Below are 13,879 nucleotides of genomic sequence, written 5' to 3'. Positions count from 1 at the left end.
CTCACGCTATCACCTCGTAACCGGTTCGGACGGTGTTGGGTTTGAGGCCGGGGGGACGGCGCCCGGTTGTTGTAAAACGCTCAGTGACTCATTTTCGCTTTCGGCGTTTTCATGCACGATGGCATCTTCCGACTGCTTGTTGAGCACCAGCAAACTTATCCGGCGGTTGAGGGCTTCATTCGCGCCTTTTTCCGCCAGTCGCATCGTGGCGGCCATGCCGACCACGCGCAGGACTTTGCCATCATCAAGCCCGCCGACAACCAGCTCGCGACGCGACGCGTTGGCGCGGTCTGCCGAGAGTTCCCAGTTGCTGTAACCGCGTTCGCCGTTGGCGTACGGGAAGTCATCGGTATGGCCTGACAGGCTCACTTTATTCGGTATCCCGTTCAGCACCGGCGCGATAGCGCGCAGAATGTCGCGCATGTAGGGCTCCACTTCGGCGCTGCCGGTTTTAAACATCGGCCGGTTCTGGCTGTCGATAATCTGAATGCGCAGCCCTTCCTGCACCAGGTCGATACGCAGATGCGGACGCAGCGCGCGCAGTTTCGGGTCGGCTTCGATCAGCTGATCCAGATCGCCGCGCAGTTTTTTCAGCCGGTTTTGCTCCATGCGTTTTTTCAGCTCGTCGATGTTCGGCGCTTTTTTCACTTCGCCCTGCGACTGCGTGACGTCATCTCCACCCCCCGGAATCGGGCTCTGGCTATCAGCGATACGCTGCCCGCCGGTGATGGCGGCTGACAGCGGCGTGCGGAAATATTCCGCAATCTGCGTCAGCTCTTTCGGACTGGCGATGGAGATAAGCCACATCACCAGAAAGAAAGCCATCATGGCGGTCATAAAGTCGGCGTAAGCGATTTTCCAGGAGCCGTGCGAACCGCCGCCGTGCCCTTTATGCTTGCGCTTTTTTACGATAACGACGGGGTGGTTGCTGTTTTTCATGCGTCTTCTGTCACCTGCTGCTGATTAGGCGATTTCACCGCGCGAACGTGTTCATCCAGCTCGGTGAAGGACGGACGCTCGCTTGAGTAGAGCGTCTTACGGCCAAACTCGACGGCGATCGGCGGCGCATAACCGTTAAGGCTGGAAAGCAGCGTCACTTTCACGCACTGCATCATCTTGGTGGTTTCGGCGCTCTTCTGGCGCAGCACGGTGGCGAGCGGCGACACAAAGCCGTAAGCCAGCAGGATGCCGAGGAACGTCCCCACCATCGCGTGGGCGATCAACGCGCCGAGCTCCGCCGCCGGACGGTCCGCAGACGCCAGCGCGTGCACCACGCCCATAACCGCCGCGACGATACCGAACGCCGGGAGTGAGTCGCCCATCAGCCCCAGGCTGTTGGCCGGCACTTCGGCTTCGCTTTCGTGCGTTTCGATCTCTTCGTCCATCAGCGCTTCAATCTCAAACGTGTTCATGTTGCCGCTGATGATGAGGCGCAGATAATCGGTAATGAATTCCAGCATGGTGTTGTCCGCCAGAATGCGCGGGTAGCTGGTGAAGATCTCGCTCTCTTTCGGATTCTCGATATCGCGCTCCAGGGAGAACATCCCCTGCTGGCGCGATTTGGTCATCAGGCGATACAGCAGCGCCATCAGATCCATGTACATACTTTTGGTGTATTTGGAACGGCGAAACAGCAGCGGCAGCGCTTTCACCGTAGCCTTAATCGCTTTTCCGTTATTACCGACGATAAACGCACCCACACCCGCTCCGCCGATAATAATTAACTCGGCGGGTTGATAGAGTGCACCAAGGTGGCCTCCGGTCATCATGTAGCCACCGAAAACCGTTCCCAGAATGACCAGGTAACCTATTAAAATCAGCACGACATCATCCTTCCGCTGTTGGCTATGGCGAGGACGTTCAGGTGAGCAGAAAACGTTGCCGGTTTAAGTTAGGAAAAAAAAAGCAGCGGCCTTTTGGGCCGCTGCTGGAGTGGTTTTCCACACCTATCCGGTTAAACGGCCTGTTCGACCTGTTCATCCAGCAGTTGTGGAATAATATCGGCAGCATCTCGCGAAAGTTTACGTCTTTTTACGGCGCGAGATGGCGGTTGGCACAGGCTGCACGCGAAGCTGCCAACCGGCTGGTGTGCATGGGTAATAAAATTGCCGCCGCAGCTGTTGCAACGGGATAATTCAAGCATTCCGCTGTCCACGAAACGAACCAGCGTCCAGGCGCGGGTGAGCGCCAGCAGCGGGCCTGCATCGTCTTCTTGCGGGCATTGCTCCAGGTACAGACGGTACGCTTTGATAACCGCGTCAACGCCTGAACATAACCCGGTGCGCAGCAGATACTGCCAGGCGTTACAGAACATCGAGGCGTGGATGTTCTGTTCCCAGGTCATGAACCAGTCCGTGGAAAAGGGCAACATACCTTTTGGCGGCGGGCTGCCCCGCAGCTCTTTATAAAGTTTAATGAGTCTACCGCGGCTAAGTTGCGTTTCACTTTCCAGCATCTGTAAACGTGCGCCAAGGGTAATGAGTTCCATGGCGAGCTGGATATCACGGGCTTCCTGAACAATGCTCTTGTCGGTCATAAATTACGCCCTTTTCTTCCGAGCGACGTCTTCGGTGCCGTTGGCCTCGTTGAGCAGACGCGTGGAGAGCAGAATACCAGTATGAATCTGTTGCAGATCGTCAACGCGTGATTCCTGCGTTAAACGCGTGATCGACTGATGATCCTGAAAGCGGAACTGACAGACGAGCTGATTGGTTTCAGCCAGTTTCACCATTTGCGGAAGAGTCAGGTCGCCAAGCGTGGACGCCATCTCTTCGCTGATTCCCAGACGAAACATCGCAGACGCTTTATCCTGACTGATCAAGCGCTGGGCCAGTAACAGATATGACAGGTTGATGTCATAAATATGTTTCAGTAACTCGGATGTATGCATTTTTCCCATCCAATAACAAACTATTATTTTCAAGCGGCGAAGCCGCACCCCGTGATGTCGCCGGGCAAATCCCGGTAAAAAAATAAATCGTTACGGCCAAAATGCATCGGTGAAACCAGACTTGTCGGTGGTGATTATCCCCGTCAAATTCGAGTTATCCCTGGCAGGCTCCGTGCACGCCTTTCATCATTTCCTTACACTTACTTAAGATTTTTCCTAAATCGAGCAAATCGTACTCGGCGGACATCATTCACACAATGTGCAGATGAAAAGATTTTGGAAAAAGTGTGACGAGTATCACACATTTTCGGAAAAAGTCACCAAAAAAACATCAGAATCGCTTTTATTTTGTTCAAAAAAGAACCAATCGGGCGGATAGCAATGCGTAAAATTCCGAATATTCACTCCCTCTACACTGCCATGTAGCGCCCGGTTATACTTTCTGACAGCAATTATTTAACCCTGCCTGGTTACCGAGGGTCACTATAAAAGAAACAGTACTCGCGGGGGAGTACTTAAATCAACTTAATATTTAAAATCAGTAAGTTAACTTAAATATTCGCAAGCGTGCTAATCATGCGTCGCCGAAGGGAAAGTGGTCGGATTTGTAATAAGTCGCGGTGCGCAACTGTGTTACAAAATGTTACAAGGAAGGAATAAGAGCCTGAATATTCTTTTGATTAGAATACCTAATGTATTTAAATGAACCGCTGTGCCGTTCAAATTTCGTCCTTGCGCCCATTATGGGCGTCGTTGTCCTGCTATAAGATCATCACTGTTCCCTGCTGTTTTCTCTTATGTGACAAGGATATCTCTATGAGCTACTCGCATGTGCTGGTTGCCGTGGCCGTCACGCCGGAAAGCCACCGCCTTCTCGACCGCGCCGTTTCCCTGGTGAAACCTGTTAATGGCAAAGTCTCCCTTATTACTATCGCCACAGATCCGGAACTCTTTAATCAAATGTCGGCTCCGATGCTCGAAAATTTGCGTGAAGTCATGTTTGAGGAGACGCACACCTTCCTTGAGGCCCTCAAAACCGCAGCGGGATACCCGATTGAAGAGACCATCATCGCGAGCGGCGAACTCGGAGAATATATTCACGATATATGTGAAAAAAATGACATTGACCTGGTCATTTGCGGTAACCACAACCAGAGTTTCTTCAGCAAGGCGGTCTGTTCGGCGAAAAGCGTGCTGGCAGCCAGCAGGAGAGATCTTCTGCTGGTGGCGCTGGATTAACGAAGGGTTGCGCCCGGGCGGCGTGCCCGGGCGCAGAGACGGCCATCAGGCCAGTTTCGGGAAGGTCGCCACTTTCTGTTGCAGTTCACGTTCAGGGCTGCGTGGCGCTATCTGCTTTAGATCCTGGATAAAGGCCTCCTGCCAGTGGTTGATGTCGTTTTTACGGACAATCTCCAGCATCTCGCTGTGACGGGCGATACGCTCCGCCAGCGGCATTTTCAGCGCGCGGTCGAGCGCCGCCGCCACGTCATCACGATCGTATGGGTTAACCAGCAGGGCGGCGGTCAGTTCATTGGCAGCGCCGGCGAACTGCGACAGTACCAGCACGCCGGGGTTTTCCGGGTCCTGCGCGGCCACGTATTCTTTCGCGACCAGATTCATCCCGTCACGCAGCGGCGTTACCAGCCCGACATCGGAATAGCGGAAGACTTTCATCAGCAGCTTACGATCGAAGTGCTGATTGAGGTAATAGAGTGGCGTCCAGCCGAGTTGACCGTAGCGGCCATTGATACGCCCGGCCTCGGTCTCCAGCTGATGACGGATATCCTGATACGCCTGCACATCGCCGCGCGACGTAGGCGCAATCTGGGTGTAGCGGATTTTACCGTGGTGCTCCGGGTATTTCTCAAGCAGCGTTTCGAAGGCCTGGAAGCGCTCCGGAAGCCCCTTGGAATAGTCGAGACGCTCTACCGAGAAAATGTTCTTCACGCTGGCAAGTTCGGCTTTGAGCTGGGCAAGCTTCGGCGGCAGCGGGCCTGCGGACGCCTGCGCTATCTCTTCCGGCTCGATACCAATCGGATAAACCTTTGTGCGGAACGTTTTACCGTAGGCGGTGTGTTCACCATCGCTGTTGGTGGAAAGGTGCGTCTGCATCGCGAGGCAGTCCAGGAAAGCGACGCGATCGTTTTCGGTCTGGAAGCCCAGCAGATCGTAATCGCAAAGCTGCTCCAGCAGCTCGGTATTGGTCGGCAGCGCGTTGAAAATTTCCGGGGTTGGGAACGGGATATGCAGGAAGAAGCCGATGCGGTTATTGACGCCGCGCTTGCGCAGTTCGCTTGCAAATGGCAGCAGATGATAATCGTGGATCCACAGGTTATCATCCGGCTCAATCAGCGGCTTAAGTTTATCCGCCAGCAGGCTGTTGACGCGCAGATAGCCCTCCCAGGCTTCGCGCTGGAAATTCACCAGATCCAGACGGTAGTGGAACGCAGGCCACAATACGCCGTTGGAGAACTGATTGTAATACTGGTCGTGATCCTGCTCGCTCAGGTTAAATGACGCCCAGGTAATATTGTCACGGGTGACTTTTTTAAGCGGGGCATCCTCATTGCCGATTTCACCGCTCCAGCCAAACCACAGGCCGCCTGCTGCTTTCAGCGCTCCCAGTATCCCTACCGCGAGGCCCCCTGCGCTGCTCTTTTTATCATCCGGCGGGGCAATACGATTAGATACTACGACTAAGCGACTCATAGCCTTCTCTCCTTTTATTCAAAATTTTTTTTTCTTGTTCTTGATGTTGAGCAACGTGTTCCAGCCAGGCGTGAACGGACGGGACATCGGCGAGGTGCCATTTCGCCTGGGTATCCCCCTGCCCGACTTTCACGCTAATGCCATTAAGCTGGTTCACGATATAGAACCCGGCTTCGTCGGTAAGGTCATCACCGACAAAAACCGGCACGCGGCCTGCGAACGGCGCTTCATTCATGAATGCCTCGATAGCCGCGCCCTTATTAATGCCCAGCGGTTTTAACTCCACTACGCATTTACCCGGTTGCAGACCCAGCTGCTTATGTTCGCTCGCAATGCTTTCCGCCAGCGCCATAATCTCTTCTTCATACTCCGGCGCGCCGCGATAATGCAGCGCGAAAGCCATTCCCTTTGCCTCAAGTTCGGTGCCTGGCATCGTTGCCAGCGCCGCTTCCAGCTGCTGATGCAGATGCGCGACAAGTGTCTGCGGCAGCGTCACGACATGATGCTGACCACGGATATCACGACGCTCGGCCCCGTGGACCCCGGCCAGCGGAAAATGGTGCGGCGCGGCAAGTTGGTCCAGCTCCGTCATGGAACGTCCTGAAATCAATGCCAGGGCTCCGTTATTCATGTCGGCGAGTTTTTGCAGCAGGCGACGAACATCGGAAGGGATGAACACTTGATCGGGATGCGGCTTGATATCGGCAAGCGTGCCGTCAAGGTCGAAAAAAAAGGCAAGATTTTCGCGGTCTACGGGCGGTACAGCTAACTCTTCGGCCACCAGTGTTTCCTCCTCTCCTTGCGGGTTAAACAGCTAACCCTGAGGTTATCTGATAGTTTTACTGACCGTGTAAGTATAGACAGTGTGACGAGTGTCGCCATTCGGCAACGCTTTCCGCCTGTCTGAAAAACAGGTCGGAAAGCGTTTTTGCGGGGGGAAACAGGCAGGAAAAAACGTTACGCGACGCGTTTCGCTTTTTGTTTATAACGGTCGAAAATCACTGCTGCCAGCAGGATCAGACCGCGTACCACATACTGTGCGAAGGGCGAGATATTGAGTAAATTCATGGCGTTTTCGACAGTGCCGAGGATCAGGATACCCGCGACAACATACGAGATTTTTCCTATGCCGCCTTTCAGAGAAACGCCACCCAATACGCACGCGGAGATGACAATCAGTTCATAACCGATAGAGGTCATCGGCTGACCGCTGGTCATACGCGAAGCGAGAATAATGCCTGCCGCGGCGGACACCAGCCCGGAGAGCACGAAGATAATGATTTTGGTGCGTACAACCGGCACGCCTGCGAGCCGCGCGGCCTCTTCATTGCCGCCAATCGCCAGCGTGTTGCGCCCGAACGTGGTTTTATTGAGCAGAAAACCAAACACAATCAGGCAAGCCACCGTCAGCCAGATAGGCGCCGGCAGCCCAAGCCAGTTAGCATAGCCGAGGGTAAAGAAGCTTTCGTCTTCGATGCCCACCGCTTTACCGTCAGAGATGATATACGCAAGGCCGCGCACAATCTGCATCGTGGCGAGCGTAGTGATAAGCGCGTTGATTTTAAGCTTCGCGATAACAAAGCCGTTAACCAGCCCGCTTGCGACGCCGAGCAACAGACCTGCCGCCACGCCAAGCCACAGGCTTTCGGTCATGTTGATGACCACCGCCGTGGTCACGCCCGCGCAGGCGATAACTGACGCCACCGAAAGGTCGAAATCGCCGGAGGCGAGGCAGAACAGCATACCGCAGGCCACCATCCCGGACATGGAGATAGCGAGACCGAGGCCTTTCATATTGATAAAGGTGGCGAAGTTCGGCACGAAGATAGCGCACGCGAGGAACAGCACGGCGAAGACCACCAGCATGCCGTACTGATCCCAGATGCGACCCACGGAGAATGAGGACTTCGGCGCACCGGATGTGGTTAGTGATGACATAATTTCTCCTTACTTAAGCGACAGCCTGGTGGGTTTTAGGCATCGCGAGGCTGAGCGCCATGGATTCGCTGGCCTCCTCATGCAGTAATTCACCGGCGATTTCGCCTTCGCGCATCACAAGAATGCGGTCGGCCACGCCGAGGACCTCCGGCAGATCGCTGGAGGCGAAGAGCACCGCCACCCCCTGCGCCGCCAGCGCGTATATCACGTTGTAGATTTCATGCTTCGCCCCGACGTCAATCCCACGGGTCGGCTCATCGAGCAGGATCACTTTCATCTCTTCCGACAGCCAGCGGCCCAGAATGGCCTTCTGCTGGTTGCCGCCAGAGAGATTCATAATCAGCTGCTCAGCGCCGGGAGTTTTGATATTCAGCGAGCGGATATGATGGCGGGCGTTTTCCTGCTCCCAGCCGTTGTTGATAAGGCAGCCCGCGCTGATGTGCTTGCGTCGCGCGCTGATGTTGATGTTGTCCTGCACCGAGTGCACCGGGATGATGCCATCAGCCTTGCGATCTTCCGGACAGAGCATCATGCCTGCGCGAATCGCGTCGCCCGGCGCGCGGATAGCCACCGGTTCGCCGTCGATCAACACCCGGCCGCTGGTGATACGCGTACCGCCGAACATGCCTTTCATTAATTCGCTACGCCCGGCGCCCACCAGCCCGAAGAGGCCGACGATTTCGCCGCTCCTGACGCTTAAGCTCACCGGCGCGCGCACGCCCGGCGCTTTCACCGCGTCGAGACGCAGCCGCTCCGGGCCATATTCACGCGGCTGCCAGCCGTAGATATCGCCGAGATCGCGCCCGACCATCGCCTGCACCAGGCTGTCGTGGTTGACCTGTTGCATATCGCTGAAGGTGCGCACGTAACGGCCATCTTTAAAGACCGTAATGGCGTCGCTTAAAGCGAAAATCTCCTCCATGCGGTGCGAGACGTACAGAATCACGCGCCCTTCTTTACGCAGCTCACGAATAACGCGGAACAGGTGTTCGATTTCACGCGCCGAAAGCGAACTGGTCGGCTCGTCGAACGCGATAATTTTGGCGTTGCGCGCCAGCGCCTTGGCGATTTCCACCATCTGCCACTGGCCGATGGAGAGATATTTCAGCGGCGTCTGCGGGTCGATATCGAGCCCCAGATGTTCAAGCTGCAGCTTCGCCTCATAGTTGAGGAGCGAGCGATTAACTATCCCGGCCTTATGGGGGATCTGGCCAAGATAGATGTTTTCCGCCACGCTCATCTCCGGCACCAGATGCAGCTCCTGGTAGATGATGGCGACGCCCGCGTTCAGCGCCGCCGTGGTGTCGTTAAACGTGACCTCTTCGCCTTTAATGGCGATCGAGCCGGTGGTCGGCGCGTAGTTGCCGCTGAGAATTTTCAGCAGCGTCGATTTACCGGCGCCGTTTTCGCCCATCAGCGCGTGGACCTGGCCTGCGTGGCAGTCAAAGCTGATATCGGAAAGCGCCTTCACGCCGGGAAAGGTTTTCCCGATGCCGCGAAACGAGAGATAGGGTGAAGATGTCTGCATGAAACCTCCGGGCCACTCAAAAAGCGGGCACGCACGCGCGCCCGAACCGCGATAAATCGCCCATTACTTGCCGCCGAGACCTTTTTTCGCCAGTTCCTCTTTAAAGTTATCGCGGGTGATCAACACCACGTCGGTGACTTCGGTGAATTTCGGCGGCTCAGCGCCTTTGGTGACCCAGTTGTAGAGCATTTCGCTGGATTTATAGCCGTGGACGTCCGGGCTTGGCAGCAACGAGCCGTAGAAGCCGGTGGCCTGCGCTTTGGAAAGTTCGCTTACCGCGTCCACGCCGTTGATGCCGATGCCGATAACGTCAGCCGCCTTAAAGCCCTGCCCTTCAGTGGCGCGCACGCCGCCCAGCACGGTGTTGTCATTCATACCGACCACCAGCCAGTGTTTCACTTCCGGGTGCTGAACCAGCATGGAGTTGGCGGCGTCGAACGCGCCGGGGATGTCGTTGGATTTTGTCGGGACTTTATAGATCTGTTTTTCCGGGAAACCGGCTGCTTTCAGCGCGTCCATCGAACCCGTGGTGCGGCGGCGCGCGGTGTCGAGCTCATCGGCGGTGATTGCCATGACGGCGGTCTCTTTCACATCCCAGCCGCGTTTTTGCATCTCTTTATAGAGTTCCTGCCCCTGACGCTCGCCGATTTTGGTCGCGGCCATCATGACCAGCGGCACGGTTTCCATCGGTTTGCCTTTGGCGGTGACGAACTGATCATCGACCGCGATAACTTTCATGTCGTAGCCGCGTGCCTTGGCGACAATCGCCGAGCCGAGTTTCGGGTCCGGCGTACAGATAACAAAGCCTTTGGCACCGCTTGCCGCAAGGCTGTCAATGGCATTCAGGGTTTTCTCCCCGTCCGGCACCGCGATTTTGATAACCTCGAAACCGAGATCTTTGCCCGCTTTATCGGCGAATTTCCATTCGGTCTGGAACCACGGCTCTTCAGGCTGTTTCACCAGAAAACCGAGCTTCATGGTCTCGGCGATAGCGGATTGTGACATAACGGCGGCGAGCCCGATGGCCGCCAGCGCTTTAGTAAATTTGTGCATGGTTATCTCCAGCTTTAGCTTTCTTTTATGCAGGGTAAAAACCTGAAAGGTTCTTTTAATCGGACAGAAAACAACGCATTAGCCGTTCACTCCTGGAAGCGGCGATTGCTGGAGATAGTTTTAGCGGGAAATTAATTCTCCATAGGAGAGCGAAATCACATCATGGAATTACAGTGATTGCGTACATAAATACAGCAAAATCGGGCATAAATTTCGCCCGATATGTATGATGATTAAGAGTGGGCTTAGCAGATATCTCCATAAGCCCAGCCGGGGAATCCCTGAACGTTACCAGTGCGTGACCAGTCCGCCTTCCGGGCCGAAGAGAGGATCGCGCGGCGGCTTTGTCACCTGTGCCACCTGGCGACGCGTTTGCGGCAACTGCGCAGGTTCATCAAGGAATTTATCGGGGGACAGCCCATCAGGATAAGCGCCCACCGCCATGAAGTCGGGGCTGGCGTCGATTTGCTTATGCCCGACGCCCGCCGGGATCAGCACCGCGTCGCCTGCGCGCAGCGTCACCACCGGGCCCGCTTCGCCGCCAAGCTGGATCTGCGCCTCGCCCGCATAGATGCCGAGCACCTCATGGGTGTTAGTGTGAAAGTGGGTATAGGTGAACACCGGATAGCGCCAGCGCGCGGGCCACTGGTGCTGCGCGAAGCGCTGCTCAAACCAGACGGCGCGATCGTCCGTTCCTTCGGGGGCCGCCTGCCGGTAGAGAAGCACCGGCAGCGCGTTATTGGGCACGCCCCCGCAGGGCTCGCGCAGATAAAGTGTTTCACACGATGGGGTCATATTCTTCTCCTTTCGCAAACGTCAGGTGAGTATAGCCCGCCATGCTATGCCGCTTTACCAGGGGTAATAGATATGGTCGGCGTGATCGCGCGCGGCGGCTTCATCGCCGGTTAAACGCGCCGCGACGGTCAGCGCAAAGTCAAAGACGCGCCCGAGTCCTTTGCCGCTGATGAGATTGCCGTCTTCCACCACCGGCGCATCGACATACTCCCCGTCCTGCACCGCCTGCCACAGCTCGCCCGAGCAGACATAGCGGCGGCCTTTCAGCAGTCCGTTGCCGCCCAGTACGCGCGCGGCGGCGGAGCAAATGGGACAGATAAGTTTTCCGGCGCTGTCGTGGCGCGCGACAAAGTCGATTACCTGCGGGTCCGCCGCCAGATTAACGCTGCCCTGCGGGCCGCCCGGCAGGATCACCGCGTCGTAGGTTTCATCAAATCGCACGGCGAGGAGCGCATCCGCCACCAGCGGAATAGCGTGGTAGCTCACCACCGCGCGCGTTTCGGCGCAGGCGAGCGTTTCCACGTCAATGTTTAGCCGTCGTAATATATCGATAGTGACAATGGCTTCTCCCTCTTCAAATCCTGGCGCCAGCAGCACCGCCGCTCGTTTCATTTCTCGCTCCTGTTATGTGTACGTAAATGCGTGCGTTTTTCCGGTTTGGCTAAATAATGAAACATTGTTTCAATAATAATCCGGCGCTGCGTCACGTTTTGAGAAAGAAACGGTTGGAGTGGCAAAAGCCCCCATTTATACCAGGCTTAATACATCAGGAAAATAACGCACGCTTTTATAATGACGGTTGACAAGTAGCGGCCCGCCGGGATGTAGCAGGCCGGAAGCGCACTTGCCGCGGTCAATGACCGTCATCTCTTAAACCTGTCAATAAGGATATTTATATGGCTCCCATCAGCGTGGTGCAGAAACTGAATGCACAAATGAATAAGGAGTTTTATGCATCGAATTTGTGCCTGTATTACAGCGACTGGTGCGCGCAGCAAAGCCTCAATGGCAGCGCGACGGTATTGCGTCAGCAGGCGCAACATAATGTGACGCAAATGATGCGTTTATTCGATTATCTGAAGCAAACCGGCGCCAATCCGGTGCTCGGCGCTCTGAAATCGGTGAAACCCGACTGCTTAAGCCTTGAGGCGATTTTCCACCAGATGCAGGAAGAACTGACCGGGCGCCGCGCGGCCCTGACGCGCCTGATGAGCGAGGCGCACACCGCGCGCGACGAGGCGACACTGGCGATGCTCGGCGAATTCGAAAATGAGCTGCGCCAGGATGAGGCGCTGCTGGAGACTATCCTGCGTGAACTCGCAAGCGCCCGTAAAGCGGGCCTGTGCGCCGAAGAGGCGGACCAGCGCCTGCTGGGGATGATGGAACAGATGCAGTAAAACGTCTTGTAATGCCCCCGCGCCCTCTACCGAGGGCGCTGTCGTTTCTGCCGTTTGCCCTCCGCCCCGGCCCGACGTTAATCATAAGTTAACAATGTACTGTTTTTGTTAGGTTTTTATAAATCCGATCTGGCTCCCAATGGTTATCCACACAATTTGTAATGCTTAAGCGATTCACCCAACGTTGTGTGGCAGGAGCCTTATGATCACCCTCGAATTTATTGTCATTATTCTGTGTCTGCTGGCCGGCACCCGCTTCGGCGGGATGGGGCTTGGCTTAATCAGCGGCATCGGGCTGTTTCTTTTAACCTTTATCTTTGGGCTGGAGCCGGGCAAGCCGCCGGTGGACGTGATGCTGACCATCCTTGCGGTGATCGGCTGCGCCGCTACGCTGCAAACCGCAGGCGGGCTGAACGTGATGATGCAGTTCGCCGAGCGGCTGTTGCGCCGTCACCCGCAGCACATCACGCTGCTGGCGCCCCTCACCACCTGGACGCTGACCTTTTTATGCGGCACCGGGCACGTGGTTTACACCATGTTCCCGATCATTGCGGATATCGCGCTGAAGAAAAATATTCGCCCCGAGCGACCGATGGCGGTGGCGTCCGTCGCCTCGCAGATGGCGATCACCGCCTCGCCGGTATCGGTCGCGGTGGTGTCGCTGGTCTCGATTCTCGGTGCGCAGCACGGTATCGGCGAGGCGTGGAGCATTCTGGAGATCCTGGCGGTGTCGGTGCCCGCCTCGCTGTTCGGCGTGCTCATCGCCGCCCTCTGGAGCCTGAAACGCGGTAAAAATCTGGACGACGACGAGGCGTTTCAGGCGCGCCTGCGCGATCCGAAACAGCGTGAGTTCATTTATGGCGGCAGTGAAACGCTCATGAACCAGCGCTTTGACAAACACGCCTGGTGGTCGACCTGGATTTTCTTTGCCGCCATTGCGCTGGTGGTGCTGCTCGGCGCGCTGCCCGCGCTGCGCCCGGCGTTTGAGCTAAAAGGTAAAATCGCCCCGCTCTCCATGAATCTGGTGATTCAGATGATGATGTTGATCGCAGGCGCCGTGATGCTGGTGGTCTGTAAGGTCAACGCGGCGTCTGTCTCCAGCGGTGCGGTGTTCAAAGCCGGGATGGTGGCGATTTTCTCTGTGTTCGGCGTGGCATGGATGAGCGATACATTTTTTCAGGCGCATCTCGCGGAACTGAAAATAGCGCTGGAAGGCGTGGTGAAGAGCCACCCGTGGACCTACGCGCTGGTGCTGTTTCTGGTCTCCAAGCTGGTGAACAGCCAGGCCGCGGCGCTGACCGCCGTCGCGCCGATGGGGCTGATGCTCGGCGTGGAGCCGAAAATGCTGGTGGCGTTTTTCCCGGCCTCTTACGGTTACTTCGTGCTGCCGACTTACCCGAGCGACCTGGCGTGCATTGGCTTTGATCGCTCCGGTACAACCCGCATTGGCAAATTCATCTTAAACCACAGCTTTATTCTGCCCGGTCTGATTGGCGTCAGCTGCGCCTGCGCCGCCAGCTACCTGCTGGTGACGCTTTTCTTCTGATCGTATTTCTTTAACAGGGCGGC

General features: G+C 56.2%; 14 protein-coding genes. 3 read left to right on the top strand and 11 right to left on the bottom strand.

Annotation, left to right across the window (positions count from 1 at the left end):
• Window positions 1-9: 9 nt before the first annotated feature.
• From motB to flhD, 4 genes are all read right to left on the bottom strand, one after another.
• Window positions 10-939, bottom strand: coding sequence for a flagellar motor protein MotB (motB, locus tag BJP61_RS09055; protein ID WP_038862275.1), 930 nt, complete (start codon window positions 937-939; stop codon window positions 10-12).
• Window positions 936-1,823 (bottom strand): flagellar motor stator protein MotA, encoded by an 888-nt coding sequence (motA, locus tag BJP61_RS09050; protein WP_038862274.1) that lies wholly within the window; start codon window positions 1,821-1,823, stop codon window positions 936-938. Before motA ends, motB begins: the two co-directional genes overlap by 4 nt.
• A gap of 131 nt (window positions 1,824-1,954) precedes the next feature.
• Complete coding sequence (gene flhC, locus BJP61_RS09045) at window positions 1,955-2,536, bottom strand: flagellar transcriptional regulator FlhC (RefSeq protein WP_038862271.1); 582 nt, start codon at window positions 2,534-2,536, stop codon at window positions 1,955-1,957.
• Window positions 2,537-2,539: 3 nt separating this feature from the next.
• Window positions 2,540-2,890 (bottom strand): flagellar transcriptional regulator FlhD, encoded by a 351-nt coding sequence (flhD, locus tag BJP61_RS09040; RefSeq protein ID WP_015741652.1) that lies wholly within the window; start codon window positions 2,888-2,890, stop codon window positions 2,540-2,542.
• An 816-nt stretch (window positions 2,891-3,706) separates the two neighbouring features.
• Here flhD and uspC point away from each other — a divergent pair.
• Window positions 3,707-4,129 (top strand): universal stress protein UspC, encoded by a 423-nt coding sequence (gene uspC / locus BJP61_RS09035; RefSeq protein ID WP_038862269.1) that lies wholly within the window; start codon window positions 3,707-3,709, stop codon window positions 4,127-4,129.
• Window positions 4,130-4,174: 45 nt separating this feature from the next.
• On the opposite strand, the gene otsA is transcribed toward uspC, so the two are convergent.
• From otsA to BJP61_RS09000, 7 genes are all read right to left on the bottom strand, one after another.
• Window positions 4,175-5,599: an alpha,alpha-trehalose-phosphate synthase gene (otsA, locus tag BJP61_RS09030; protein WP_075192473.1), complete on the bottom strand. Its 1,425-nt coding sequence runs from the start codon at window positions 5,597-5,599 to the stop codon at window positions 4,175-4,177.
• Entirely contained in the window at window positions 5,574-6,380 is an 807-nt protein-coding gene (gene otsB / locus BJP61_RS09025) for a trehalose-phosphatase (protein ID WP_075192472.1), read from the bottom strand. Before otsB ends, otsA begins: the two co-directional genes overlap by 26 nt.
• A 176-nt stretch (window positions 6,381-6,556) precedes the next feature.
• Window positions 6,557-7,537 carry an arabinose ABC transporter permease AraH gene (gene araH / locus BJP61_RS09020; protein ID WP_007769772.1) on the bottom strand — a complete coding sequence of 327 codons (981 nt, stop codon included), beginning with the start codon at window positions 7,535-7,537 and terminating at the stop codon, window positions 6,557-6,559.
• Window positions 7,538-7,550: 13 nt separating this feature from the next.
• A complete protein-coding gene (gene araG / locus BJP61_RS09015; protein ID WP_038862265.1) occupies window positions 7,551-9,065 on the bottom strand; it encodes an L-arabinose ABC transporter ATP-binding protein AraG in 1,515 nt (504 codons plus the stop codon).
• A 63-nt stretch (window positions 9,066-9,128) separates the two neighbouring features.
• On the bottom strand, window positions 9,129-10,118 hold the full coding sequence (gene araF, locus BJP61_RS09010) for an arabinose ABC transporter substrate-binding protein AraF (protein WP_004384880.1): 990 nt from the start codon (window positions 10,116-10,118) through the stop codon (window positions 9,129-9,131).
• A 288-nt stretch (window positions 10,119-10,406) separates the two neighbouring features.
• Window positions 10,407-10,913: a cupin domain-containing protein gene (locus BJP61_RS09005; RefSeq protein ID WP_038862264.1), complete on the bottom strand. Its 507-nt coding sequence runs from the start codon at window positions 10,911-10,913 to the stop codon at window positions 10,407-10,409.
• 54 nt (window positions 10,914-10,967) lie between these two features.
• Entirely contained in the window at window positions 10,968-11,525 is a 558-nt protein-coding gene (locus BJP61_RS09000) for a DJ-1/PfpI family protein (protein ID WP_171998174.1), read from the bottom strand.
• Window positions 11,526-11,809: 284 nt separating this feature from the next.
• Here BJP61_RS09000 and BJP61_RS08995 point away from each other — a divergent pair, with 284 nt between their 5' ends.
• Window positions 11,810-12,310 carry a non-heme ferritin-like protein gene (locus BJP61_RS08995; protein WP_161579143.1) on the top strand — a complete coding sequence of 167 codons (501 nt, stop codon included), beginning with the start codon at window positions 11,810-11,812 and terminating at the stop codon, window positions 12,308-12,310.
• A 202-nt stretch (window positions 12,311-12,512) separates the two neighbouring features.
• Window positions 12,513-13,856, top strand: a complete 1,344-nt coding sequence (locus BJP61_RS08990) for an anaerobic C4-dicarboxylate transporter (protein ID WP_171998173.1) — start codon at window positions 12,513-12,515, stop codon at window positions 13,854-13,856.
• The last annotated feature ends 23 nt before the right edge of the window (window positions 13,857-13,879 follow it).

Origin of the sequence: Cronobacter sp. JZ38 (assembly GCF_008932145.1) — a bacterium.
Lineage (GTDB): Bacteria > Pseudomonadota > Gammaproteobacteria > Enterobacterales > Enterobacteriaceae > Cronobacter > Cronobacter muytjensii.
Note: the sequence above shows the minus strand (reverse complement) of the source record. Positions and strands in the feature narration are given on the sequence as shown.